General features: G+C 57.5%; 26 protein-coding genes and 1 pseudogene. 21 read left to right on the top strand and 6 right to left on the bottom strand.

Translation table 11 applies throughout. The annotated features are described in order from the left end of the window. Positions 1-363: 363 nt before the first annotated feature. From CAI21_RS08860 to CAI21_RS08850, 3 genes are all read right to left on the bottom strand, one after another. Positions 364-897 carry an AAA family ATPase gene (locus tag CAI21_RS08860; protein WP_116301959.1) on the bottom strand — a complete coding sequence of 178 codons (534 nt, stop codon included), beginning with the start codon at positions 895-897 and terminating at the stop codon, positions 364-366. Between the two features lie 297 nt (positions 898-1,194). Then, positions 1,195-1,602, bottom strand: coding sequence for a hypothetical protein (locus CAI21_RS08855; protein WP_147305071.1), 408 nt, complete (start codon positions 1,600-1,602; stop codon positions 1,195-1,197). Positions 1,603-1,683: 81 nt separating this feature from the next. Further along, a complete protein-coding gene (locus CAI21_RS08850) occupies positions 1,684-2,160 on the bottom strand; it encodes an AAC(3)-I family aminoglycoside N-acetyltransferase (protein ID WP_116301957.1) in 477 nt (158 codons plus the stop codon). 707 nt (positions 2,161-2,867) lie between these two features. Here CAI21_RS08850 and CAI21_RS08845 point away from each other — a divergent pair. The 6 genes from CAI21_RS08845 (at position 2,868) to CAI21_RS08820 (ending at position 9,164) form a co-directional block, all read left to right on the top strand. After that, positions 2,868-4,859 (top strand): methyl-accepting chemotaxis protein, encoded by a 1,992-nt coding sequence (locus CAI21_RS08845; RefSeq protein ID WP_116301956.1) that lies wholly within the window; start codon positions 2,868-2,870, stop codon positions 4,857-4,859. Positions 4,860-5,382: 523 nt separating this feature from the next. After that, the gene (locus tag CAI21_RS25895) at positions 5,383-5,811 is read left to right on the top strand and encodes a nitrate- and nitrite sensing domain-containing protein (RefSeq protein WP_147305070.1); all 429 of its coding nucleotides are present in this window, start codon (positions 5,383-5,385) and stop codon (positions 5,809-5,811) included. Next, a complete protein-coding gene (locus CAI21_RS08835) occupies positions 5,718-7,367 on the top strand; it encodes a methyl-accepting chemotaxis protein (RefSeq protein WP_404840867.1) in 1,650 nt (549 codons plus the stop codon). The genes CAI21_RS25895 and CAI21_RS08835 overlap by 94 nt, the downstream gene beginning before the upstream one ends. Before the next feature lie 537 nt (positions 7,368-7,904). Continuing rightward, positions 7,905-8,093, top strand: coding sequence for a hypothetical protein (locus tag CAI21_RS08830; protein ID WP_116301953.1), 189 nt, complete (start codon positions 7,905-7,907; stop codon positions 8,091-8,093). A gap of 101 nt (positions 8,094-8,194) precedes the next feature. Then, positions 8,195-8,560, top strand: a complete 366-nt coding sequence (locus tag CAI21_RS08825; protein WP_116302038.1) for an antibiotic biosynthesis monooxygenase family protein — start codon at positions 8,195-8,197, stop codon at positions 8,558-8,560. A 52-nt stretch (positions 8,561-8,612) separates the two neighbouring features. Further along, positions 8,613-9,164 (top strand): YdeI/OmpD-associated family protein, encoded by a 552-nt coding sequence (locus tag CAI21_RS08820; protein WP_116301952.1) that lies wholly within the window; start codon positions 8,613-8,615, stop codon positions 9,162-9,164. Between the two features lie 190 nt (positions 9,165-9,354). On the opposite strand, the gene CAI21_RS08815 is transcribed toward CAI21_RS08820, so the two are convergent. Next, a complete protein-coding gene (locus CAI21_RS08815; protein ID WP_116301951.1) occupies positions 9,355-11,685 on the bottom strand; it encodes a nitric-oxide reductase large subunit in 2,331 nt (776 codons plus the stop codon). Between the two features lie 178 nt (positions 11,686-11,863). Here CAI21_RS08815 and CAI21_RS08810 point away from each other — a divergent pair, with 178 nt between their 5' ends. The 4 genes from CAI21_RS08810 (at position 11,864) to CAI21_RS08795 (ending at position 14,835) form a co-directional block, all read left to right on the top strand. Further along, positions 11,864-12,265 (top strand): YbaN family protein, encoded by a 402-nt coding sequence (locus CAI21_RS08810; RefSeq protein WP_116301950.1) that lies wholly within the window; start codon positions 11,864-11,866, stop codon positions 12,263-12,265. Next, positions 12,262-13,440, top strand: a complete 1,179-nt coding sequence (locus CAI21_RS08805; RefSeq protein ID WP_258868076.1) for an NnrS family protein — start codon at positions 12,262-12,264, stop codon at positions 13,438-13,440. Before CAI21_RS08810 ends, CAI21_RS08805 begins: the two co-directional genes overlap by 4 nt. Before the next feature lie 12 nt (positions 13,441-13,452). Then, positions 13,453-13,923, top strand: coding sequence for an Rrf2 family transcriptional regulator (locus tag CAI21_RS08800; protein WP_116301949.1), 471 nt, complete (start codon positions 13,453-13,455; stop codon positions 13,921-13,923). 201 nt (positions 13,924-14,124) lie between these two features. Beyond that, the gene (locus CAI21_RS08795) at positions 14,125-14,835 is read left to right on the top strand and encodes a TSCPD domain-containing protein (protein ID WP_116301948.1); all 711 of its coding nucleotides are present in this window, start codon (positions 14,125-14,127) and stop codon (positions 14,833-14,835) included. Positions 14,836-15,020: 185 nt separating this feature from the next. On the opposite strand, the gene CAI21_RS08790 is transcribed toward CAI21_RS08795, so the two are convergent. Continuing rightward, positions 15,021-15,413, bottom strand: coding sequence for a hypothetical protein (locus CAI21_RS08790; RefSeq protein ID WP_116301947.1), 393 nt, complete (start codon positions 15,411-15,413; stop codon positions 15,021-15,023). 94 nt (positions 15,414-15,507) lie between these two features. Here CAI21_RS08790 and CAI21_RS08785 point away from each other — a divergent pair, with 94 nt between their 5' ends. The 11 genes and pseudogenes from CAI21_RS08785 to CAI21_RS08745 all read left to right on the top strand — a co-directional run bounded on the left by CAI21_RS08785 (position 15,508) and on the right by CAI21_RS08745 (position 22,836). Further along, entirely contained in the window at positions 15,508-16,314 is an 807-nt protein-coding gene (locus CAI21_RS08785) for a GNAT family N-acetyltransferase (RefSeq protein WP_147305069.1), read from the top strand. Positions 16,315-16,344: 30 nt separating this feature from the next. Continuing rightward, positions 16,345-16,707, top strand: a complete 363-nt coding sequence (locus CAI21_RS08780; protein WP_116301945.1) for a DUF1801 domain-containing protein — start codon at positions 16,345-16,347, stop codon at positions 16,705-16,707. Continuing rightward, positions 16,697-17,260 (top strand): GNAT family N-acetyltransferase, encoded by a 564-nt coding sequence (locus CAI21_RS08775; RefSeq protein ID WP_116301944.1) that lies wholly within the window; start codon positions 16,697-16,699, stop codon positions 17,258-17,260. The genes CAI21_RS08780 and CAI21_RS08775 overlap by 11 nt, the downstream gene beginning before the upstream one ends. 2 nt (positions 17,261-17,262) lie before the next feature. Then, positions 17,263-17,385, top strand: a complete 123-nt coding sequence (locus CAI21_RS25890; RefSeq protein WP_404840866.1) for an NAD-dependent epimerase/dehydratase family protein — start codon at positions 17,263-17,265, stop codon at positions 17,383-17,385. Positions 17,386-17,755: 370 nt separating this feature from the next. Then, positions 17,756-18,085 (top strand): Rossmann-fold NAD(P)-binding domain-containing protein, encoded by a 330-nt coding sequence (locus CAI21_RS08765; RefSeq protein ID WP_116301942.1) that lies wholly within the window; start codon positions 17,756-17,758, stop codon positions 18,083-18,085. A 42-nt stretch (positions 18,086-18,127) separates the two neighbouring features. Continuing rightward, the gene (gene arfB, locus CAI21_RS08760) at positions 18,128-18,544 is read left to right on the top strand and encodes an alternative ribosome rescue aminoacyl-tRNA hydrolase ArfB (RefSeq protein WP_116302036.1); all 417 of its coding nucleotides are present in this window, start codon (positions 18,128-18,130) and stop codon (positions 18,542-18,544) included. A gap of 25 nt (positions 18,545-18,569) precedes the next feature. Continuing rightward, on the top strand, positions 18,570-18,788 hold the full coding sequence (locus CAI21_RS25885) for a GFA family protein (protein ID WP_220347807.1): 219 nt from the start codon (positions 18,570-18,572) through the stop codon (positions 18,786-18,788). Beyond that, positions 18,787-18,966 (top strand): annotated as a pseudogene (locus CAI21_RS25880) (GFA family protein); the annotation flags it as partial. The gene CAI21_RS25885 and the pseudogene CAI21_RS25880, both read left to right, overlap by 2 nt. A gap of 53 nt (positions 18,967-19,019) precedes the next feature. Then, positions 19,020-20,945: a DUF2339 domain-containing protein gene (locus tag CAI21_RS23725; protein ID WP_220347806.1), complete on the top strand. Its 1,926-nt coding sequence runs from the start codon at positions 19,020-19,022 to the stop codon at positions 20,943-20,945. Beyond that, complete coding sequence (locus CAI21_RS08750) at positions 20,873-21,733, top strand: DUF2339 domain-containing protein (RefSeq protein WP_220347825.1); 861 nt, start codon at positions 20,873-20,875, stop codon at positions 21,731-21,733. The genes CAI21_RS23725 and CAI21_RS08750 overlap by 73 nt, the downstream gene beginning before the upstream one ends. Positions 21,734-21,846: 113 nt before the next feature. Then, complete coding sequence (locus CAI21_RS08745) at positions 21,847-22,836, top strand: LLM class flavin-dependent oxidoreductase (protein WP_116301940.1); 990 nt, start codon at positions 21,847-21,849, stop codon at positions 22,834-22,836. Between the two features lie 27 nt (positions 22,837-22,863). Here CAI21_RS08745 and CAI21_RS08740 read toward each other — a convergent pair whose 3' ends face one another. After that, positions 22,864-23,133 carry a YrhK family protein gene (locus CAI21_RS08740; protein ID WP_116302035.1) on the bottom strand — a complete coding sequence of 90 codons (270 nt, stop codon included), beginning with the start codon at positions 23,131-23,133 and terminating at the stop codon, positions 22,864-22,866. Positions 23,134-23,237 lie beyond the last annotated feature (104 nt).

Genomic DNA, 23,237 nt, shown 5'->3' with positions numbered 1-23,237 from the left:
GAGCGTTTCGGCGCCGCTATGGTAAAGCGCCGTCGGAACTGCGGTCCCCATCTTGATATCGATCATATCGAGCTCGTTTCAGACCTGCGTCTTCGCCCAGTACCGTGCCCAGGCCGTTGCGGCTTGGTTGCAGGGGCAGGGGGTGAGGGCAGGCGCGATCGTCGTGCAGGCAGCGGGCGAGAAAACGCCGGTAACCGAAACCGATGTCGGGTCCCGGCACGCTTGAGCGTACGGCCCATATTGCTTGCCTCGCCCCTGATCGCCGCGCTGGGGTGGATAGTTATAATTAGTCAACCCGATTAGGCATGCACGGCACGTGGGGAGTGCAGGGAGGCAAGGGCGGAAGGTCCGCGCCGTGTCTTGTTACACGCCTATACGCTCAATGAAAGCTTTTGCGTCGTTAGGGCTTTGTAAGCGAATAAAGTGTATGTGGCTATGCGCGGGCGATCTAGTCAAAGCTTCATATCTTATTTTGTTTCGCTTATAGCAACGGAAGAACCAGATGAAAATGGAGTCTTTTGATGCGAAAGACTTGCTGAATGATTCCCTGTTGCCCGTGCCTGGCCAAAGCTCCTCTTTTGTTATAGCGCGAGTGACGGTACGCCTTAGTAGCTGAAGAAAAGTCCGAGCGTAGGAGTAGTCTAGCCAGATAATGGTGTCGGCATGCTGCCACTTGATATCGTTAGTTCTACTGTAGTTGCCATCAAGAACCCAAGATTCTCCTGAAACCGCTGACTCAACTTTCGGGATGAACTCTTCATCGCTCGACTCTACCCAATTCGGCTTCCAGAAAAGCTGATCCATATGGATGCACGGGTAGCCGAGCTTTTTGGCTAGCAGCTTAGAGAATGTTGACTTGCCGCTCCCTGTCGTGCCGATGACGTTGATCTTCTTCATTTCTCGGTCGTTAATCTATTGCCTGTGTGTAGAGAGTAACCCGGTCAACGCTGCAACGGGCGATGCTACGAACAGCCCGCGGAGGCGAGCACAATAACGCCTCGCAGACCGAAGTGCATCGCGAAGTCATTGGGAAAAGCGTGAATCCAGATGGTATACCCGCCATGGAATCAGACCGCTACGCCGCCGGTGAGTAACGCGAGCGACCGCCCAACCGTCCAGCGATCGTTCGATGTCATGCATATCCTTTTTATGCCCAATGCCCAGCGTAAAAGCCGATCCGTATTGGTGCCGTTGCTAGGGAGATACCTCTCGAATCTGGTACTCGCCTAAGCCATCTGCTTTGATCTCGAATGCATGCGATTCATGCGAGTAGATATGGGTGGCGATCAGCGAGAATTTCTTACAGGGCCATCCCGCTAAACATGCTGGGGATTCGAATGAAAAGAATCCATCATTCAGTTCATTAATAGCCACTGATCTCACTGCTGCTGATTCGCCATCAGACCCCTCGGGATAGGCAACCCATTGCATCCACAGGCTGGTAGAAGCATGCTCAAAACCATGCGTCTTGGTCACAAATCGAAATGTGCCACGTTGACCTCCATTATTCCACTCGCCAATCGACACCACAAAAGCCACCCGAGGGTCCAGATCGTCCGCGGCCAGCGCGGATGAAACCGCCAGGAAAAAGGCGAAAATCAATAGGCATGACCTCATCTGGTATGATCTCCATAATGCTCGCGTTTAGGCGCGCGAGGTACGAGCATCGTCTGGAACCAATGGCTACGTGTCGTGTCCTTCAACAGGGATATCAAAATGGAGCACATCTTCTCTGGTTCCCAGTTTGCTGTATAGGGAAATGGCTTTTCTATCCTCAACGCCGGTATCAGCCTGGACAAAGATGACATAGGCGCCGCGGATAGCCGCTAACTTCTTGAGTTCCATGATCAGGGCAGTAGCGATTCCCTGGCATCGGTGTTCCTCCGATACAGCCAGATCGTAGATGTAGATCTCACTTCGCTCTTGCTCAAACTTCTGTAACTCGTACGCGGCGATGCCACCAACCACCGCGTCGTGCTTCGTGGCTACAATGGCGATGAAATAGTCGCTACTGAGCAGACGGCGCGTATAATCAGGGCTAGGCCGTTTGCCAACGTACGTCTCAGGCTCGTTGAAGGCTTCGCCGAACATATCCAGGAGCCTATCCATCAGACCCAAATCTTCTTCGTTGAGTTGCCGCAATGTGTAGCCATTAGGCATTGATGCCGTTTCCTCCTGTGTCACATAACGTTAGGCAAGGTCTCCCTGCAACTCATAAACCATGACATAAGGAAACCGGTGAGTACATGTGGGTGTCTAGGCGGTCGGCCCCCCATATATGACCCTCCGGCACTCGCTGGTCCTACAGCCTCAAGTATGCCGCCGGGATGCCGTTAATAGGGCAAAGGGGAACTCCGTTGCGCCGGGGCGGGCCTGCAATAGCCCGCCGTTCAACGGCAGCGTTGGAGACAATTAGCACAAGCAGCTCTTAGGCGCGGGGTTTGTGGAAAGCCAGCCACGCAATCCTGGCCGGCTCCATCGATTCGGATCTCGAGCCGCGGGGCAGTCCCGCGCCTGAGCCGTCACGGCCCCGGCCGCTCCCGCCGGCGTTTGCACCTTGGCAATAATCGGCGCCGTATTCCCCGGTGTAGGCGAGCTGGTTCGTCGCCGCTGCTTATGCATCCTATCGGATTGTGGTCCATTGAGAGAGCGCTTCGTTTGCTGCGCGACTGCCGCTTCGGTCTTATCTCCAACTGAGTACTGCAAGAAGGGGCATGAACGGACTTTTTCAGCACCCTGTCAGTGGATGAGCTACCTGTACGTCACTCCCGCCGTCCAGGTCAACGAAAACAGAATGGACAACACCAAGTTGCCCATCAGACAGGTTTGGCTATCTTCCCTGTTAAAACTCTGCGAGAAAGTCGGTCATGCTTATTCGTCTCAAGTCCTTGTACAGCTTGCTTTTGCTGACTTTTATTCTGGTCATGCTGGTGCTGACCGTCATGGCGCTAAGAGGGGTTGTCGCTCCCAGGTTATTTGCCATGGAGAGCGCGCTGGTTAGGCATGAGCTAGTTGCGATAGGCGAAGATATCCAAAGAGAGCTCGCGCAGGTTCAGGCTCAGCAGAGGGCTATAACTCAGCTGGTGCCCGTCTTGAAAAGCCATCAAATCGATGAGCAATTGCCCAGCCTTCTTGATCAATATGGCGAAGAAAAAGTGTTTGGAGGGGGCGTTTGGCCGTTGCCCAATCGCCGGACGCAAGGCCGAGAAAAACACAGCACTTTCTTTCACCGGGATGATTCCGGCCGGCTGGTCGAGAACTTCTACTGGAACTCGGACGAAGCGCCCAACTACTATGAGCAGCCGTGGTATCAGAACGGCCGCAACGCCCCAAAGGGCCAGTGCGGCTGGGCAAAAGCCTATGCCGATGGTGCCAGCGCGGAAGCTCGAACCAACTGCGCAATGGGGATCTATAAAGACAATACCCTCTACGGCGTTGCAACCATTGACGTTACCCTTGGCTTTTTCAACAACCTCGCCGCACGTAGCGAGGAGCGCATTAATGGGCAGGTGGTCATTTTCGAGCGTAGCGGTAAGCTCGTGAGCAATACCTCCGCCATTCCCGGCGACATTATTCTTTCCGATGTTCGTAGCCAGGCGAGGCATGCCGATATCACCCGCCAACTAGCCGGGATGAAACTCGACGAGGTTGGTTCTTCGATCACGAGATACAGAGGCTCGGACGGCAGCGAACTGACACTACTCGTTGAGGAAATAAGCGGTACGCCGTGGCTTATGGCCGCCAGCCTACCCTCATCGGCGCTTAATCGACAAAGCAACCAGCTGATCACGTTGTTGCTAGCGTTTCAGGCTCCGCTTCTTCTGCTTATGCTGGCGGCCATTATTTTTGCTCTGTATCGCTTGATGGCAAGACTGAAGAAGCTCAAAAGCAGTATCGACGACCTGTCAGCAGGCGAAGCGGATCTGACGCATCGCCTTGCAATCGGCAAAGGCGACGAGCTTGACGATATTGCGGGGTCGATCAATCGATTTATCGCTTATCTTCAGAAGATGGTTCTCGATATCAAGGTTTCCAGCGATAACATCAGCGGGTCGCTGGAAGCGCTAAAGTCCGGATCGGAAAACAGCGGCAATATATTGGCTGCTCATGCCGAGGAGACCGAGCAGGTCGCGACCGCTATTACGGAAATGAGCTATACGTCCGAAGCCGTCGCTAAGAGCGCTAACGATACGTCGGACTTTATTCGCAAGGTCAACAACCAAGCCGATGTTTCAAAGTCCCTTGTTTTCAAGGCATCTGAGTCCATGGAGGGGCTGCTGGGCAATGTAGACAACGCCTCGGAAGAAGTTAGCAAGATGAGCGCTTCGGTACAAAATATCTTGCCGATCCTTAACGCCATCTCGGACATCGCCGCGCAGACGAACCTGCTAGCGTTGAATGCTGCCATCGAAGCCGCTCGGGCCGGCGACCAAGGCCGTGGCTTCTCGGTGGTTGCCGACGAGGTTCGCGCCCTAGCCGCTAGAACGCAGAGCAGTACGGAAGAGATCAGCGCGCAGCTAAAGCAGCTGACTGAGAGTGTTGAATTAGTCGTAAATTCTATCGAGTCGACCAGAGCCAGCTCTGAGGTTACGGCGGAACACACCGCTTCGGTTAACAAGGGGTTGGATGACATGGCCGATGCCGTCCAAAAGATTCATGACTTAAGTATGCAGATCGCTTCGGCGGCAGAAGAGCAGAGCAATGCCTCACAGCAGGTGGACAGCAACGTGCAAAGCATCAAAGACATGGTCGGATCGCTGGTTAAGCAAGACGGACTTAACGCGCAGACGGCAGCGCAACTGTCGGAAGCTAACGCTCAGCTGGTTCGCCTGATTCGAGGGTTCAAGATCGAACAATAACGCAAGTATCGACGGAAGCGCCCATGAGGTTGGAGAAACTCTGAACGCAGACTCTCACCTGGAGCGTTGTATCAATCGACCAAGCGTGTCTTAGCGGTATTGTCGGCCCCTCGTAGGATGGGATTCAGGTCAAAGCCACAGGGGCCGAACCTATGCAAGCGATTGACAAAAAAGCAGATGAGTATCGCGGAGAGGACGTAAAGGCAGCTTGGCGAGCACACCTAAACGCAAAAGCGGGTGGGTTAACGCGCGAGGCAGCGCGCTGCGGTAAGTCGTAAAGCCCTTATTTCCGGCTAGAAAAGGCCGCCCCAAGGACGGAAGTACGCCTTACAGCGTAAGCTTTGCATGCCAAATCAATGCCTTTCGCAGGCCCGACCCTGCAACCCCTTCCCCACCTACCGTTCGGTTCATAATCAAGAAGGTGGTTGATTAGGGTCAACCTGCCATACAGCCTCGTCCCCTAAACTGCCGTGCCGGTAAGGCCCTTACCACTTCATTTCTGCCGCAGCACTTGGGGGGCATCATGCGCTGGTTCCATAACCTCGATATCCGTTGGAAGCTCTTGTTGTTCATTGCGCCGCTGGTGCTGGGAGTGCTGGCGTTAGCCGGGCTGCGCTTGCACGAGGCCCAGCTCGCGCGCGTGGCGGCAACCCAAACCGCCGCCTTGGCGCAGCTTAGCCACAAAGCCGGCGCGCTCGTGCATCAGCTACAAAGAGAACGCGGCCTTTCCGCCATCTATCTCGGCGGCGAGCCCGAGGCTTGGGAGCGATTGCAAACCCAGCGGCGTGCTACAGACCAAGCACTGAGTCACTATCGCGGTTTTTACAGGTGCAGAATGCAAGTCGCTACGATGGCGAGGTGCATCAGGTCATCGACCGGGCCGAGCAGGCCTTGGGCCGTCTGGAGGCTCATCGCCGCAGCGTCAACCGTGGCATGGAGCTGGGCGAGGTAATCGGTTACTACACCGGCATCAACTTTGAGCTGCTGCGGTTGGGTACGGCCGCTGCCGCGGGTGCGGGCGATGCCGAGGTCATGCGCGGGCTTATGCAATATGCAGCGCTGGGCGAGATCAAGGAGGCCGCCGGCCTGGAGCGGGCGTTGCTGGCCAACGCCTTGGCGGCCGGGGAGTTGGGCACGGCGCAGCGGCTCGCCCTACAGGATCTGTCGTCGCGCCAGCAAGCCCACGAGCAGTTGTTCGAGCGGCTGGCCGGGGAGCAGACGCTTGGCCTGCACCGGCAGTTATTGGTTGCGCCTACGGAGGCTGTCGACCGGGCCCGCGACACGGCCCTGATGGGCGAGTTCGATGGCCTTGGCGCTAGCCATTGGTGGCAGATTGCCAGCGTCCGGATCGATGCCTTGGATGAGTTACAACAGCAACTGGGCGCAGCATTGGTCGCCGAGGTCGGCGATCAGATCAGCTCTGCCCACGGTGCTTTTGCAGTCAATCTTGCTGCCATGCTGTTTGCCGTGCCCCTGATCGCTTTCGCTTGGCGCGTGAGCAATCGCATTGGCGTGCGTGTTAACCGCCTGCGTATGCTGATGCGGCGGGTGCGCAAAGAGTTGGATTTAGGCCTGCGTGCCGAAGACGAGGCTGCGGACGATCTGGGCGAGATGGCCGCTGCCCTCAATGAGATGTTGGAACGCTTTTCGTGGGTGGTCGCCGAGGTCAAACAATCGGCGCTGGAGTTGGCCTCCCCGGCCGAGCAGCTGGCGGCGGTCAGCGAGCAGACCAGTCAAGGCATCGGCCGTCAGCAAAGCCAGACGGAACAGGTGGCGACGGCGATGAACGAAATGAGCGCGACCGTGCAAGAGATCGCCCGCCTGGCCCAGGAGGCAGCGCAAAAGGCCCAGGAGGCCGATACGGAGACCTTGGCTACCCGCGAGGGGGTGCAGCAGATGCTTGCGGCTATGGAGCACTTAACCGGCGAAATCGCCCGGGCGGCAGACGTGGTGCGCCAGTTAGAAGAGCAGAGTACCCGCATCGGCAGTGTGGTCGCCATCATCGACGGTATCACCGAGCAGACCAATCTGTTGGCGCTCAATGCCTCCATCGAGGCTGCCCGCGCCGGCGGTGCCGGGCGCGGGTTTGCCGTCGTTGCCGACGAGGTCCGGACCCTGGCGGTACGCACCCGCGAATCCACTCAAGAGATCCGTACCGTGATCGAGCACCTGCAGACCGAGGCCAGCGGTGCTGCCGAGGCCATGGCGATCAGTCAGCGCGATTGCCGGCAAACGGCAGAGTTGGCCGCCGGTGCCGGCGAGCGTCTGGAAAACGTGGTGCAGGCGGTGGCGCAGATCAAGGATATGAACCTCCAGATCGCCGGTGCCACCGAGGAGCAAAGTGCGGTCGCCGCAGAGATCGATCACAGCGTCGTCGCCATTCGTGACATCGCCTTGGAAACTACCAGCGGCGCCGATCAAACCGCAGCCTCCAGCGAGCAGCTGGCACGCCTAGCACGCTCGCTGGAAGAAAGCTCGCGGGTGTTCCGGGTCCGCAGCGCGGCGTAAGCTCGTCGAAACAGGAAACAGGAGGACACCCAGCCAGCCACCCAGCCAGTAGAAGCGCTGCTGTATCGTGTGAGCGGTTGAATGGGGGAGTAAGCGATGAAGGTGGACGCCTCCCCCTCACACGGCGTCGCGGCGCGCCAGGCTTTTGGATTACACCCCAAAGCCAAACGAAGGGGAGACGTCCACTATGTCAGTAAAGCTCATCGGCATCGATGTGACAAAGTCTGTTTTTCAGCGGCGCGCAAACAATACGCCAGTTTCTAGCCGTGGAGCTTTTTGATGAGCTACAGTTACATCGTGTGGCTGTCCTGCTCATCTCTGCTCATCCGTCTGTTCGATGAAGGGGCATGCCGTCGTTGGTGCTAAGGAACATGCGGGTTCGAGACGGAGTCAAGACAACCCGCTTGTCATGTCAAGTCGTTAAGGAAGCGCTGAGCAATCCTCTTGTCCTTCTGGCGAAGTAGGGCCGCCGCTGTGTGGGGCCGGCCTGTTGGATGAGGCGATTGTTCAACAATAAGAACTAAGGAAGTTTCTGCGATGAATCCATTCGTTACCGCTTTGCTGCAGGATCTGGTTTTCTTCGGTGCTTTAATTGGGCTATCGGCATTTATCGCTAAGAAGCGAGGCCGCAATGTTTATCTTTGGGGCGCGTTAAGCATTCTGATTATTCCTATTCTCGTATTGCTGTTTTTGCCGAAGAAGAGCTATACGGTACCCAGCCGATAGCAGGGTTTATGAGCATGCCGCCGATCCCGTGCGCCGGCAACGAGGCGCGGCCCGCCTTCATGTTCGGCGTTATGTCCTGCCAAAGGGCGGAAGAGAGAGTAATGTCAGAAGCAATCAGCATCGCGGAGACCCTCGAACCTCCATATTACGCTGTGATTTTTACGTCTGTGCGTACTCATGTAGATGATGATTACCCAGAGATGGCGAAGCGCATGCTGGAACTCGCGCGCGAGCAGCCTGGTTTTCTCGGGGTCGAGTCGGTGCGGGAGAACGGCCTTGGCGTCACGGTTTCCTACTGGGCCAGCGAGGACGCTATCGGGCAGTGGAAGCAGAACCTTGAGCACCGCGAGGCGCAAAGTCGCGGCCAAAGCGAGTGGTACAGCCAGTACAAGGTGCGTGTCGCGAGAGTTGAGCGGGACTACGGCTTTGGCAATAGGCATAACACGTCGGTGGAGCCGCTGGCCTAGCGGCCGCAGAAAACTTCTGTGTTAGCGTGAGGGGAAATGGTGGGGTTGTGAAATGACAGCGAGCGATACGAGATCTCGGTTCAAGGCCAAACTGCTTCGGCCGGCAAAGCCGGGCGGCGATAGCCTTTGGGCTTTTGTCGTTTTGCCCGAGCACGTTAGCGCTAAGCTCCCTAGACGAGGGAGGACGACGGTAGAGGGTAGCATCAACGGCCATGCTTTCCGGGCCACGCTTGAGCCGGATGGCCAATTGAGTCACTGGTTGCAGCTTAACGAGGAGTTGCTCAAGGCCGCAGGTGCGAATATCGGCGACGAGGCATCGTTTGAGCTCATGTCTGTGGCGCAAGAGCCTGAACCCGATATGCCGTCCGACCTGCAGGAGGCTTTGGCGGCGTCGCCCGAGGCTCGGGCTGTGTGGGAAGATACTACCACTATCGCGCGCTTGGACTGGATTCATTGGATTACTTCCGCCAAGCAGGCCAAAACGCGTGTGAAGCGGATTAGCGATGCCTGCGACATGCTAGCGTCGGGTAAACGACGGGTTTGCTGTTTTGACCCGTCGGGTTACTACAGTAAGGCTCTCAGCGCGCCCAAGGCAGCGGATTAGGCTAAATAAGTTAGCCGGCTCGGGGAGCGGAATACTCCGCTAATATCGATCCGCCTGCTCGCCTCAGCGCTTTGCTTGCCATGGCTGGGGCAATGGACAATGGGGCTTTGCCGGGCCGTGACGTCGTCCGGCATGTGACGCATGAGATAAAAAAACGGCCCGCGCTGCGGGCGTTCTGCTTCAGTTGAGTTTACTGATGGGTTGTGGAGGCAACGGTAGTGGCGGCTGCCGGTTCGCTGCTCGGGCGCGGCGCTGGGGCCGTGACCGGGCGCTGCGGTTGCTGGCTGGTGCGGCTGCCCTTCCAGAGGAGGAAAGAGAACCAAGCCAGGACCAACACGCCGGCGGCGAAGATCACATCCCCCGGTACCCGTAGCCACACGAAGAAGTGCATCAGGTCCGACTGCACGATCGCTGGCGAGCGGGCATACCACAAGCCTTCCGTGATGCTGGCCCAGGCCTGGTAGATGCCGGCCGGGAGCAGGGACAGGAACACCATGGCAGCCAGGCCGATGTTAAACAGCCAGAAGGCCGGCTTGAGCAGGTGGTCGCGCCAAGCGGCATCGACTGTCATGCCGCGCAGGCAGAACAACATTAGCCCGATGCCAAGCATGCCGTAGACCCCGAACAGCGCCGCGTGGCCGTGCGCCGCCGTGGTGTTGAGCGCCTGTACGTAGTACAGCGACAGCGGCGGGTTGATCAGGAAGCCGAGCAGCCCGGCACCGACCAGGTTCCAGAACGCGACTGCGACGAAGAACAGAATCGGCCAGCGGTAGCGCTGCACCCAGGGCGCGGCTTTACGCAAGCGCAGGTTCTCGTAGGCCTCGAAACCGATCAGCACCAGCGGGACGACTTCCAGCGCCGAGAACATGGCGCCGATGGCGATCACCGAGGTCGGCGTGCCGGCGAAGTAGAGATGGTGCAGGGTACCGAGAATACCGCCGAACAGGAAGATGATCGTGGCGAACAAGGTCGCATCCACCGCCAGCTTAGCGCGGATCAAACCGATACGGGTAAAGATCAGTGCAATGACGGCGGTAGCGAACACTTCGAAGAAGCCTTCCACCCAGAGGTGAACGACCCACCAACGCCAGTAGGTGACCATCGACAGGTGGGTGTGTTTGCCCCACATCAGGCCGGCAGCATAGAACAAGCCGATGGCGATCGTCGATAAGAACAGAATCAGGATCAAGGCACGGTTGTCGGCCGGTTGTTTCAGGGCCGGCCATAGCGCGCGGCCGACGAGAACCAGCCACAGCATGAGCCCGATAAACAGCAGAATCTGCCAGAAGCGACCCAGATCGACGTACTCCCAACCCTGATGGCCGAACCAGAAGTTGGCATCCAGGGAGAAGAATTGATGCACTCCGAGCCACTCGCCGGCTAAGGAACCGACTACCACGAATACCAGGGCGGCATAGAGAATGTTGACGCCTAGCTTCTGGTATTTAGGTTCACGGCCGGAAACTAGCGGCCCGATATACAAGCCGGTAGCCAGCCACGCCGTGGCAATCCAGAAAACGGCCAGCTGCGTGTGCCAAGTGCGGGCAACGGAGTAGGGGAGATACTCGGCGAGCGGAAAGCCAAAGAAGCCGTGGCCTTCGACCGCGTAGTGCGCGGTAATCGCTCCCAGCGTCATTTGCGCTAGGAATAAGGCAACGACGGTGTAGAAGTATTTTGCCGTGGCGCGCATCGACGGCGTCGGTTGCTTGCCGAGTAGCGGGTCGTTTTCCGGCGGCTTGGGCAGCTCGTCTTCGTGCCGGGTGGCGACGTAGTACCACACCAGGGCGGCGATGCCGGCCAGCAGAAGAATAATGCTGGCCATCGACCACATGGCTGTGCCCGGGGTGGGGGAGTTGCCGACCAAAGGCTCCGGCGGCCAGTTGCTGGTATAGGTTATGTTGGAGTCGGGCCGGTTGGTGGTTGCCGCCCACGCGGACCAGAAGAAAAATCCGGGAAGTAATTCACGGCGTCCTTCGTCGGGCAGTGCATTGTGCGGGATGGCGTACATCTCGCGCAGTTCGGCCAGTTCCGGCGCGTTACCGAATAAGTCGCGATAATGCCGGTGGACGTATTGAATGGCCTCGGCACGCTCCGGTGATACGGTAATAATGCCTGTTTCCGGATTATAGCTATTGTGGCGCATCTCCGCCTTTAGGCGGTCGCGCAAGCCAGCCTGGGTCTCGCTCGGCAGTTCCCGGTAGTCCATGCCGTGCTGGTTGCGGGCCCAGATATTGAGCAGGGCCTCCGCTTCGCGACGGAGCCAGTCGGCTGTCCAGTCAGGCGCTAGATAGGCGCCGTGGCCCCACACCGAGCCGACCTGTTGGCCGCCGGTGGTTTGCCAAACTTGGCGGCCGGTTTGAAGTTCTTCCAACGTATAGAGGAGGGTACCGTCTTCGCTGACCACCTGCTCGGGCATGGGGGGCGCTTTACGGTAGATTTCGCCGCCTATCAGCCCTAAGGCTAGGAAGGAGGCGACAAAGAGGATCCCGAGGATCCACCATAATCGCTTGGTTGGGTTCATAATGAATGAGCCTCCTTGAGTGGAATGAAAAGCTGTCGCCACAAAGATTCTTATTAAATGAATCTTTAGGGGTTGCTGAAGATCCTCTCGCTATCGGGAGCAAGCTGTAATGATCGGAATCAAGAACGCGATAAAAATGTATGTAAAATGAATCTTAATGAAGACTAGGAGGTCGACCATGTCTGAGCTGGTTCCTGCTTTACATCGTCGCGTGCCTTATCTGTGCTTGTCTTACGTGTGCATTGCCTTAGGGGCGGCGGGCGTCATATTGCCGTTATTGCCGACGACGCCATTTTTGTTATTGGCCGCTTGGTCGGCTTCTCGCGGCTCGCCAAGGCTTGATCGTTGGTTGCGCCAACACCCTCGCTTTGGCCCGGTTTTGCGTGCTTGGCGCGAAGAGCGGGCGGTGCCGTTACGGGCAAAGAAGCTCGCCGTTGCCCTGTTGGCGAGTAGTTGGGCAATCTTATGGTTGACCGGAGCGCCAGGATGGCTGCTGCTTGGCACCGCCGGCTTGTTTTTATGCGTCGGCGGTTTCGTTTGTACGCGGCCGTCGCCGTACCGCCCTCGGAGTACAATATGATGACGCAATCACCGCCTCCGCTGTTAGCGTATCCCTTTCGTCCTTTCTTCCTGCTTACAGGCGTGTATGCCGCCGTTAGCATCGTCGCTTGGCTTGGTTTTCTTTATGGCGGCTGGCCGTTGCCGTTGGGAGGACACGCGGTTTATTGGCATGCTCACGAAATGCTGTTCGGCTTTATTGCCGCCGCGATCGCCGGTTTCTTATTAACGGCGATGACCAACTGGACCGGAGCACCGCCTTTGAAGGGAGGCGGGCTGCTTGCCTTGTTGCTGCTTTGGTTGGCGGGACGGGTGGCAATGTGGCTGACAGGCTACTTGCCCAGCGCTCTGGTGGCCGTGGTGGATATCAGCTTTTTGCTGGCGGTAGCGCTCTATGCCGGTACGGTGCTGAGGCGTTACGGTAATCGACGCAACTACTTGCTGGTGGCGGTGTTACTGCTGTTTGCCGTCGCGAATACCCTGATGCATTTGCAGTTCATGGGGTGGGCGATGAGCGCGGTGTTAGGGCAGACGCTCGCGTTCAACCTGATCACACTGTTAATGGTGATTATAGCCGGTCGAATAACGCCGGCTTTTACCGCCAATTGGTTAAGGATGCAGGGCCAAGATCCGGCTCAGGTGCATCGTTCGGAGCGTTTGGACCGCTGGGTTTTGATTGTCACCGCCCTGATGATTCCAGCAGATTTAATAATCGCTTATGCTTGGGTAGGCGGTTTGGTTGCACTGGCGGCTGCATTGGTCAATGGTGTGCGGCTCTGGCAGTGGTCGGGGTGGCTCAGTCGTCGGGAACCGCTATTGTGGATTCTGCACCTGGGGTATCTCTGGTTGGTGGTAGCCCTGGTGCTGAAGGGGCTAACGCCATTCTTAAACTGGCCGGCCAGCATTTGGTTGCATGCGATGGGCGTAGGTGCCGCCGGCGTTTTGATCCTCGGGGTGATGACGCGGGTCGCGGTGGGACATACCGGGCGGGCGTTACATCTGGTCCGCTGGGGTGTGCTGATCTACCTAGCGGTTAATATTGCCGCCGGGTTACGTTTGTTGGCTGCCACCGACCTGCTCGACTACCAGTTAGGCCTTAGTTTGAGCGGAGGCGCCTGGAGTCTCGCATTTCTACTCTTTGTCGTCCTGTACTGGCCGATTCTCAGTCGTCCCCGTGCCGATGGCCGGCCGGGGTGAACGAGGGGCATCATGCATATTACTCGCTATACCGATTATTCCCTGCGCGTGCTCATATTCGTCGCGCTTAAAGGCGAACAGCTTAGTACCATACGCGAGATTGCCGATAGTTACGGCATTTCTAAGAACCACTTGATGAAGGTGGTCCATGAGCTGAACCGTAAGGGCTATTTGGGCACAGTGCGGGGGAAGAACGGCGGGGTGCGCTTAGGGCGCGCTCCGGAAACAATCAATATCGGCGAACTGGTACGGGCTACCGAGCAGGATTTGACCTTGGTGGAATGCTTCGGGCCGGATAATGCGTGCGTTATCACCCCGTCGTGTCGATTAAAAAACGTGCTGGCCGAAGCGCTTGAGGCTTTCTTCTCGGTGTTAGATCGCTACACCCTGGCGGATGTGCTGATTGCGGACGAGCGAGCGCCGCTGGTCCAGTTGCTGCGTATGGACTGGCCGCGGTCGCGGACATCGCAGGAGGAGGTATGAGCGGCTAATAGGCTTTCTACATATGGTAGTGTTGTGCTCTAGGAAGCCCCATATAGTGTGTTATACTTGCCGTTTATCCAGGGCGGTCGGCAAAATCTCCTCGCGTCGCGGCGCGGAGGCGTAGGGAATCAGCTTAAGCTGGTGTACATTAAGCCGCCATTAGCCGTTTCTCCAAGGATTTGTTTCAAGGGCGGGGCCTATATGACTATAAAAGTTTCCAAGAAGATCGTCGGTTACGATGTAGTAAAGCCGGGTGAAGACAAGCCGGAGCCGGCAGCCGCTTCCGAGGAGCAGATCGAACAAATGCATGAGCTGTTCCAGCGGCCGGAAGTGTTGGTGGGACAGACGTACAAGGTCAAAACCCCGCTCTCCGAGCATGCCCTTTACGTGACGATCAATGATGTAGTGCTCAATCCGGGTACCGATCACGAGGTGCGGCGTCCCTTCGAAGTTTTTATTAATTCGAAGAATATGGATCACTTCCAGTGGATCGTTGCGCTGACTCGGATTATCTCTGCCGTATTTCGTAAAGGCGGCGACTGCACCTTTTTGGTTGAAGAGCTACGCTCGGTGTTCGATCCGCGCGGCGGGTACTTCAAACGCGGCGGTAAGTTCATGCCTTCCCTGGTCGCTGAAATCGGCGATTGTATAGAGCAGCATTTGCGCTATATCGGCATGATCGAGGATGATGAGATGGACGAGCACCAAAAGGCGTTCATCGAACAAAAGCGTGCCGAGTTCGAGAATCAGTGGTCGGCAAATAAACCGGACCTCAAACCAAGTGAAAAGAGTGAGCTTAAGGGCGAATACCCTGACGGTGCGCAGCTGTGCAGTAAGTGCAACACTCAGGCCGTGGTAATGATGGATGGCTGCATGACGTGTTTGAGCTGCGGCGATTCTAAGTGCGGTTAGCAGAAAGGTTGACCTATCGCCCCGTTTGAAGCGGGGCGATAGTTTTTCCTGGCCTGTCGGCGGCCGTCTAGGCTAAGTCGACGAGCATAGCGAATATGCGGTGCTTATTCGCCTGCCAAGAATGTCTATCCCTTCAAATACAAGGCGTTACAAAGCCTTCTTAAAGAGAGCGGTAGGCTCTCGCTCTACCGTTGCGCTTGCTCTTGGTCGGCGGTTGCAATTTCCCAGGCGGTGACCAGGGCTGCATAGGCGTCGTCAACTTCCTCTCTTGCGGCATCCCAAATAGGGGCCGGCGCTTGTTCCAGCGACTCGAAGTCTTCGTTAAGTTGTCGCCAAGCGTTGGTCACGGCGATAACATGTACTTCTTCGAATTCTTCCGGTTGCTCCTCGGCTTGCTCGGCTAGCGCCCTGACGCGTTGGCGCCAGTTAGCAATCTGCTCGGCCATATCTTGCCGATACGCTTCTCGCTCGGCGCGAACGGTGGGGTCTGGAGGGACGGGCTCGGTAGCGGCGATAGGGGTTGTTGCGGTTACCGCTATCAATAATCCCAAGCACAAAAGCAGAGTCGTTCGCAGCATACGTTCTCTCCTAAACTTATCTCGTGTAGTGAGGAACTGAGCGCCAACATTTCAAGAGCACGCAAAGACAATACTAAGAAGGGGCATGGAAAGCATGAGTGATTCTTCTATGGACGCGACCTCGGACGCCGCAGCGCTGTTAGCCGACGAAAATTTGGTGGAGTCGTTTCGTCAGCATGCCGATTGGCAGGCTTGTGTCGCTTATCGGGAGGACGACGGTGTTTTGCTGATGGCAGGGAATACGCCGTTTCCCATTCTTTACCGCAACTGTGCGCTGCGGCTTGACGCGACGTTACGCCCAAACGATGCCTTTGCCCAGGCCGAGCGGTTTTTCGCGGCGCATCGGCGCCACTACTCCTTTATCACGCGGGGTAAGGACAAAGGGTTGGAACCTGTATTGCGGGAGGCGGGGTTTGTCGAAAGAGTTGCTTCTCCGTGTATGTTGATTGAGAAGCCGGCAGTGGAGCCGACGCCGCCGGCAGGCGTGCGCGTCGAGCGGTTCGCGACAACACAGCATGTGGCGGATGCCGTTTCGGTGTGTATGAAGGCGTATGCTTTGCTCGATTTGCCCGGCGAGGAGGTGGCAGCCTTTTTCGAGTATCCCGAGCGCTTACTGACGCGCAACGTTACTGGGTTTGTCGCCTACCGGAACGACATGCCGCTGGCGACGGCGTTGACCCTACACAGCGGACAAAGCGCCGGGGTGTATTGGGTCGGTACGACACCGGAGGCGCAGCGGCAAGGACTTGCCGGCCTCTGCACTGCATTGGCGACTAATGCGGGGTTCGCTCGCGGTGCGAAGGTAGTGACCTTGCAAGCGACCTCGTTTGGTGCGCCCGTCTATCGTCGCCTTGGTTATAAAGTTTACGATGAGTTTAAGTTTTTCATGCGCAGTGAATAAGTGTATGCAAGAGCCAGAAGCGAGGAAAATATGTCACGGATCGATCGATTACTCGACGATATTCGCGCGACCGACGAGGCTCGGTACGAGCTGGTACAGCAATTGCGTGCCATCGTCTTCGAATTGAGCCCCCAGGCGACGGAGGAGGTGAAGTACGGCGGGTTATTATTTTTGCAGCGAGAACCCTTTTGTGGCGTATTCGCCTACGCAAAGCATGTATCGGTCGAGTTGCCGGAGGGGCATGCGTTAGTCGACCGGCATCAGGTGTTAGAGGGGCAGGGTAAATACCGACGTCACATTAAACTACGCGACCGCGACGATATTAGCCGTAAGTACGTCAAAGACTATGTCCAACAGGCCCTGGAGTTTTGCGTAAACAAAAATGCCTCATGAGAGTGCCCGTTTATATTTGCGGCAGTGGCAAGCAAGCGATCTTGCGCCATTTGCCGAACTGAATGCCGACCCGCGGGTTATGGCGCATTTTCCCAACCGCTTGGATCGGGCACAAAGCGATGCCATGGCCGAGCGCTGCCGAGCCTTGATCGAAGAGCGCGGTTGGGGCTTTTGGGCGGTGGAGGAGAAGGCCAGCAATACATTTATCGGTTTTGTCGGCTTGCATACGCCGGCGGCGGATTTGCCGTTTTCGCCTTGTGTCGAGGTGGGTTGGCGGCTGGCTTACCCTTTTTGGGGCAAGGGGCTGGCTACGGAAGCGGCTAAAGTTGCGCTGCAGATTGGTTTTAATGAGTTACGGCTCGATGAAATCGTATCGTTCACGGCCGTTAGCAACCAGCGCTCTCGGCGCGTGATGCGAAGGCTGGGGATGCAAGCTGCGGGGGTGTTTGAGCACCCAGCGATTCCGGCGGGGCATGCCCTGCGACGGCATTATTTGTTCCGCTTGTCGGCAGCGGCGTGGCGAGCGGGTGCTAACGAGGAGATACGATCTTGAAGGTGTTGGTGCTGGGGGGGACGGGGCAGATCGGTGCCCAAGTGACGCGCGAGCTACATCAACGGGGGGCTTGGGTCGGCGTTTTGTGTCGCTCCGCTAGGAGTATGGAAAAGCGGAGGCTTTAGGCGCTACGCCTCTGGCTGGCGATATCAAAAAGCCGGCCGCTTGGCTGGGGCAGCTTGCTCGTTACGATGCGGTGATTCATCTAGCCTCCACATTCGATGCGGATATGGCCTTAACCGATGCGAACCTATTGGCCGCATTGAGCGAAACGTTCGCGGCCGGCTCAGGCCGGAAGCGCTTACTCTATACCGGCGGCGGTTGGCTGTACGGTAACTCGCGACGAGTGCTGGATGAAACCGCGCCCTATGATCCGCCGCCGGAGTGGCGATGGGCGGCCGAGGCGGCACAGCGCGTTGTCAGACTGGATGGCGTTGAGGCCTGTGTCGTGCATCCGGCAAATGTGGTCGATGCAGGCGTGGGGCGCCCCCTATATTGCTTGAGGACGCCCAAGAGACGGGCCGGGTGCGGTTGCCGGTTGCGCGTGATGCGACATGGCCATTGGTGGAGCAATCCGCACTGGCTGTCCTGTATGCACTGGTGCTTGAAAAAGGCCTTCCCGGAGAAAGTTATTTAGCGGTTACCGAGGCTGGCGCGCCGGTTGTCGATCTAGCCGATAAGGTAAACGGCTTGCTCGGGTTAAAGGAGGAGCCGGTCTTTGTATCGCCGGAAGTATGGATGAATCAGTATGGGTCTTGGGCCAGCGGTTATGGCCTGAGTCAGATGTTAGCCGCGACCAAGGCTAAGGATGCATTAGGCTGGTAAGCACCTATCCAACGCTTGGTACGTTATCGTTTTTTAAAGCTTATGTTACAAATATCCCGTCAAGTCTCTATTCCCGAGTCGGAGATCGACATTCAGTTTGTTCGTGCTCAAGGCGCTGGCGGGCAAAATGTCAACAAGACGTCTACCGCGGCGCATTTGCGTTTCGATATTCCGGGATCGTCGTTGCCGCAGGTCTATAAAGATCGCCTATTGAGTTTGCGCGACCACCGAATAACGGCCGACGGGGTGGTGGTGATTAAAGCGCAACGTTACCGAACGCAGGAACAGAATCGGGAGGATGCCTACGCTCGATTGCAAGCGCTGCTACGTAGCGTTGCGGCGACACCGAAGCCGCGTAAGTCGACCAAGCCGAGCCTCGCCGCCAAGCGTAAGCGCTTGGAGAGCAAGACCAAGCGGAGCCGTTTGAAGGCGGGCCGCGGAAAAGTGACGGATTTTTAATAACCCAATCCGGAAGGGGGTAGGTATGTATCAGGGCGGGTGTTTATGTGGCAAAGTTCGCTATGAGTACGAGGGGGCGTTCGATGAGTTGTCCATGTGCCATTGCAGCCAGTGTCGCAAGGCTCAAGGGTCGGCGTTTGTTGCCGTTGCGCCTATCCGCTCGGCGCAGTTTCGGCTTGTTACGGGGCAGGAGTATTTAAAGGAATATCGCGCGCGCCGAATAAGGCGCGTGTTTTTGCCGTGAGTGCGGCAGTCCGCTCTATAGTGCGCGGGACGATCGCCCGGAAGTGAAGCGCCTTCGAGTGGGTACGTTGGATGGTTCGCCGCAGTTTGGTACGCGTTATCATCAGTTTGTGGGTTCGAAGGCAGATTGGTTCGAGATAGGCGACGATTTGCCGCAGTATACCGGTTTAGCGAAGTAGCTCGCTTCGTAGGCTCTGGCCCGGGACGCCAAGAACAAAAATAGGGGCTTTGCTTGATTATTAGCTTATTGGTGGGGGTTCTCGTCGGGGCGCTGCTCGTTGGCGGCTTAGGGTGGGGAGTCGGTAACGGCCTGTTGGCCGGTATTGTCGGCGCGGTGTTATGGGAGCTTCGGCGCACCCACGAACGCCTCGATCAGCTGCGCTGGGAGCAGCAGCGGCTGCAACGGCAATTTAACGAACTAAAAAACCAGCCACTGGAAGCCGCCGATGCGCGATCGGCCCCGTCTTCCGCCCCTGAAGCCGCAAGCGCTACCGCTAAGGCCGATGGCGAAGTCGCCGCTACGCCGCCGGTGGTCGAGGTGGCCGCGCCAGGCGCTGTTTTGCCGGCTACGGCTGCGGTGTCGACGAAGCGGCGCGAGTCGCCGGCCGTGCCCGCTTGGCTTCTGCGTTTTTTTACCACTGGCAATGTCGTTGCCAAAGTGGGTGCGATCCTGCTGTTTTTCGGTGTCGGCTTCTTGATGAAGTACGCTGCCGATCGAGCCTATTTTCCGATTGAGGTGCGAGTTGCTGCCGTTGCCATGTTGGGCATTGCTTTGCTTGCCGGCGGCGTACTGTTACGGCGCCGGCAAGAGGCTTACGGAACGCTTTTACAAGGCGTGGCCTTCGGCCTTCTGTTCTTAAACGTTTTTGTTGCCGCCAACCTGTACCAGATGTTACCGCTTGTGCTCGGGTTTGCGATTATGCTCGGGCTGGTGCTGATCGCCGGTGTTTTAGCCGTGGCGCAGGACAGCCGGGTTCTAGCAACCTTGGGGAGTGTGGGCGGCTTTCTGGCGCCGGTTTTAACGGCGAGTAGCGATGGCAGCCACCTACAGCTGTTTACCTATTACGCACTATTAAACCTCGGCGTACTCGGCATTGCCTGGTTCAAAGCCTGGCGAGAGCTGAACTTGGTCGGTTTCCTGTTTACCTTCGTCATGGGCGCTGCCTGGGGAATTTTTGCCTACCGACCGGAGGTGTATCTAAGTACTCAATTCTTCCTGGGCTTGTTCTTCGTGCTGTATGTCGCGGTAGCCATACTGTACGCCTTGCGCCAGCCCCTGCGGTTGCGCGGTTATGTCGATGCCAGCTTGGTGTTCGGCGTGCCTTTGGCGGCGTTTGCTTTACAAGCGGCTTTGGTGTCGCAGTTCGCCCACGGTGTCGGTACGAGCGCAGCGGTTGTTGCGGCGTTTTATTTCCTGCTTGCCGCCGTCTTATGGCGCCGTTGGCCGACCGAGCTTGGTTTGCTGTTTAAGTGTTTCACTGCTTTGGCAATCGGTTTTGCCAGCGTTGCGGTGCCGCTGGCTTTGGATGGACGTTCGACGGCTGCGGTGTGGGCGCTCCAGGGTGCGGCACTGGTGTGGCTAGGCCTGCGGCAACGGGAAGTGCTTAGCCGTATTGCCGGCCTCTTGTTGCAAGTAGCGGCTGCTACGGCGTTTTTGCTGAGTATTGAGCAACACGTTGCCGACCGGGCGGTGTTCAATGCCTTTTTCCTCGGCGCCTTGATGGTGAGCTTGGGCGGTTTGTTGAGCAGTGCCTTGCTGCGTAACAGACCGAAAGCCCATTGGGAGGCGGCCGCCTGCGCGGTTGCGCTGGCCTGGGGGCTGATTTGGTGGTTTGGAGCAAGCCTGTTTGAGTTGCACCGGTTGCTCAGTGTGCAACAGGGGTTGAATGCTAGCTTGTTGCTGTTTGCCGGCAGTGCCTGGTTGATGAGTGCCGTGGCGCGGCGGTTGTCGTGGCCGCAGTTGGGCGTAGCGAGCTTGGGCTTGTTGCCTGTGCTTGGCTTCATGGCGCTCGTTCAGTGGTTGCTGCCGGCGGTGGTGCATCCTTTTGCCGGTTGGGGGTGTTGGCGTGGGGCGCGGCTTTTGCCGTGCAGTACCGCTTGCTCTACCTGGGGCAGCTGGGTGCGCTCCATGCCGGGCTGCCGGTTTGGCATCAGCTGACGCTTACGCTAGCTGCGGTGCTAAGTGCCTGGAGCTTGGCCTGGGTGGCGAGTTCCTGGTGGCCGAGCGGAGGCGAGGCGGCGTGGTTAGCGTGGGGGGCTGTGCCTAGTCTTCTGGTCGCCGGCTTATTGCTGAAAGGGGAGCGCTTGTATTGGCCGGTGCAGGTTTATCCGCAGGTATACCGCGGCGACGGTCTGTTGCCGTTCGTCGGCTTTATTGCCCTGTGGAATTTAGCTGCCTGTAGTTTGCCGGTACAGCCGGTTGGGCTCCCCTACCTGCCTTTGCTTAATCCGTTAGAGCTAGTGCAAGCGCTTAGCTTGCTGCTGCTGGCCTATTGGCTGCGCGGGCTAAGTCGTTGGCCTAGCCGCGCTATTCGGCTGCCGGAGGCGTGGCTGCAACTGGGTTTCGGTGCTTTGGTTTTGGTTGTGTTCAGCACCGTACTGGCGCGTGCCGTGCACCACTGGCAGGACGTTGAGTACGCGCTGGGGGCATTGTTCGGTTCTATGGTCTTCCAAACCAGTGTGTCGATTCTTTGGACCTTGATGGCGCTGGGTTTGATGACCTATGCCCAGCGGCGGGCGGAGCGCGTGCTTTGGTTCTGCGGGGCCGCTTTATTAGGATTGGTTGTGGTTAAGCTTTTCCTTATCGACTTGGCGGGAAGCGGGACTTTAGCGCGTATTGTTTCCTTTGTGGCTGTGGGCGGCTTGATGTTGTTGATTGGCTATCTGGCGCCGCTGCCGCCGCGGGACGGCGGCCATTCGCAGCAGCCGGTCGCTGAAGGCAGTTAGTTGTCTAGGCAGGATGCTGAAAACGCTTTTTCAGCATCCTGATAGTCGCCGTACTTTCCCTGCGGTTTGTCGATAGCTTGCTATCTTTCCCCGCGCGCTGCTATAAATGGCGAATGATTCCATTCTCTGTGCTTGATCTTGCCCCTATCGTAGAAGGCGGCACCGCAGCTCAATCGTTTCGGCGAACCCTGGATTTGGCGCAACACGCCGAAACCTGGGGGTATCGCCGATTTTGGTTAGCCGAACATCATAGTTTGCTTGGTGTGGCGAGTGCGGCGACGGCCGTGCTGATCGGTCATGTGGCTAACGGAACCAAGACGTTGCGCGTGGGAGCCGGTGGAATCATGCTGCCCAATCACGCGCCGCTGGTGATTGCCGAGCAGTTTGGTACCTTGGAGTCGCTTTACCCGGGACGGATCGATTTGGGTGTGGGTAGGGCGCCTGGTACGGACCCGACCACTTCGCGGGCGTTACGCCGCAATTTGGCAACGGACCCGGACGATTTCCCGAACGATGTTGCCGAGTTGATGGCGTATTTTCGTCCGGCGCAACCTGGGCAGGCCGTGCGAGCGGTCCCAGGGGAGGGCTTGAATGTTCCCATCTGGATCTTGGGCTCGAGCTTGTTCGGGGCGCAATTAGCGGCTGCCATGGGTTTGCCTTACGCTTTTGCGTCGCATTTTGCGCCGGCGCAGATGATGCAGGCAATCGAGCTTTATCGTTCCTTGTTTCGCCCCTCCGAGCAGTTAGATAAACCGTACGTGATGCTTGGCTTTAATGTGTTTGGTGCCGACGAGGAAGGCCAAGCTCATTATCTAGCAACCTCGATGCAACAAGCATTCGTTAATCTGCGTACCGGGCGTTCCGGTCCGTTGCCACCGCCTGTTAAAGGATATTTGGAGAGCTTGCCGGCGCCGGCGCGGGCGATGCTCGACGATGTGTTGTCGTGCTCGGCGATCGGTACCCCCGAGCAAGTCCAGGCACAGCTGCGGGCATTTATCGATCGTACCGGCGCCGATGAGTTGATCGTCACTTCGCAGATCTTCGATCATCGGGAGCGCTTGCGTTCGTTTGAAATTGCGGCCGAAGCGCGGGAGTCTCTTTAGGGTCGTATCTGCGCGCTTAGCGTTTCTCTATGTCTTCCATTTTCCGGCCGGGGCAGGCTGCGCCTCGTGCGCTTCTTGTTTCTTCCGCCAGTCGCGAGCTAGCTTCATCGCGATGGTATTGCCGATGTTGCCGATCAGCATGCCCGTGCTGCCAATGATAAAGAACACCGTTCCCAGATTCTGTATCTCCCGCAGAAAGAGAATGCTGCCCGCCACGAAGCAGATGTTGCCGATTAAGCCGATAGTCGTGTGAATCCAAGTGTATTGTTCTACGCAGCGTGTTAGTAAGTCGTTCATACAGCGGGAAATGGTTCCGGCTAGCGGCTGCGCCAAGAGGTTGTGAGATCCGGTAGTGACAACGGCGCAGTTAGCAATTAGCATTTGGTAATAAACCACAATAC

This window comes from Alkalilimnicola ehrlichii (assembly GCF_003399765.1).
Lineage (GTDB): Bacteria > Pseudomonadota > Gammaproteobacteria > Nitrococcales > AK92 > AK92.
This window is presented reverse-complemented; position numbering and strand designations above follow the sequence as displayed.

Coding starts and splice junctions, on each gene's coding strand:
- CAI21_RS08830 (WP_116301953.1), top strand. CDS start 7,905: ATGAATCCATTCGTTACCGCTTTGCTGCAGGATCTGGTTTTCTTCGGT.
- CAI21_RS08795 (WP_116301948.1), top strand. CDS start 14,125: ATGACTATAAAAGTTTCCAAGAAGATCGTCGGTTACGATGTAGTAAAG.
- CAI21_RS08805 (WP_258868076.1), top strand. CDS start 12,262: ATGATGACGCAATCACCGCCTCCGCTGTTAGCGTATCCCTTTCGTCCT.
- CAI21_RS08820 (WP_116301952.1), top strand. CDS start 8,613: ATGACAGCGAGCGATACGAGATCTCGGTTCAAGGCCAAACTGCTTCGG.
- CAI21_RS08775 (WP_116301944.1), top strand. CDS start 16,697: ATGCCTCATGAGAGTGCCCGTTTATATTTGCGGCAGTGGCAAGCAAGC.
- CAI21_RS08850 (WP_116301957.1), bottom strand. CDS start 2,160: ATGCCTAATGGCTACACATTGCGGCAACTCAACGAAGAAGATTTGGGT.
- CAI21_RS08815 (WP_116301951.1), bottom strand. CDS start 11,685: ATGAACCCAACCAAGCGATTATGGTGGATCCTCGGGATCCTCTTTGTC.
- CAI21_RS25885 (WP_220347807.1), top strand. CDS start 18,570: ATGTATCAGGGCGGGTGTTTATGTGGCAAAGTTCGCTATGAGTACGAG.
- CAI21_RS08810 (WP_116301950.1), top strand. CDS start 11,864: ATGTCTGAGCTGGTTCCTGCTTTACATCGTCGCGTGCCTTATCTGTGC.
- CAI21_RS08860 (WP_116301959.1), bottom strand. CDS start 897: ATGAAGAAGATCAACGTCATCGGCACGACAGGGAGCGGCAAGTCAACA.
- CAI21_RS08780 (WP_116301945.1), top strand. CDS start 16,345: ATGTCACGGATCGATCGATTACTCGACGATATTCGCGCGACCGACGAG.
- CAI21_RS08785 (WP_147305069.1), top strand. CDS start 15,508: ATGAGTGATTCTTCTATGGACGCGACCTCGGACGCCGCAGCGCTGTTA.
- CAI21_RS08740 (WP_116302035.1), bottom strand. CDS start 23,133: ATGAACGACTTACTAACACGCTGCGTAGAACAATACACTTGGATTCAC.
- CAI21_RS08845 (WP_116301956.1), top strand. CDS start 2,868: ATGCTTATTCGTCTCAAGTCCTTGTACAGCTTGCTTTTGCTGACTTTT.
- CAI21_RS08800 (WP_116301949.1), top strand. CDS start 13,453: ATGCATATTACTCGCTATACCGATTATTCCCTGCGCGTGCTCATATTC.
- CAI21_RS25895 (WP_147305070.1), top strand. CDS start 5,383: ATGCGCTGGTTCCATAACCTCGATATCCGTTGGAAGCTCTTGTTGTTC.
- CAI21_RS08825 (WP_116302038.1), top strand. CDS start 8,195: ATGTCAGAAGCAATCAGCATCGCGGAGACCCTCGAACCTCCATATTAC.
- CAI21_RS08790 (WP_116301947.1), bottom strand. CDS start 15,413: ATGCTGCGAACGACTCTGCTTTTGTGCTTGGGATTATTGATAGCGGTA.
- CAI21_RS08745 (WP_116301940.1), top strand. CDS start 21,847: ATGATTCCATTCTCTGTGCTTGATCTTGCCCCTATCGTAGAAGGCGGC.
- arfB (WP_116302036.1), top strand. CDS start 18,128: ATGTTACAAATATCCCGTCAAGTCTCTATTCCCGAGTCGGAGATCGAC.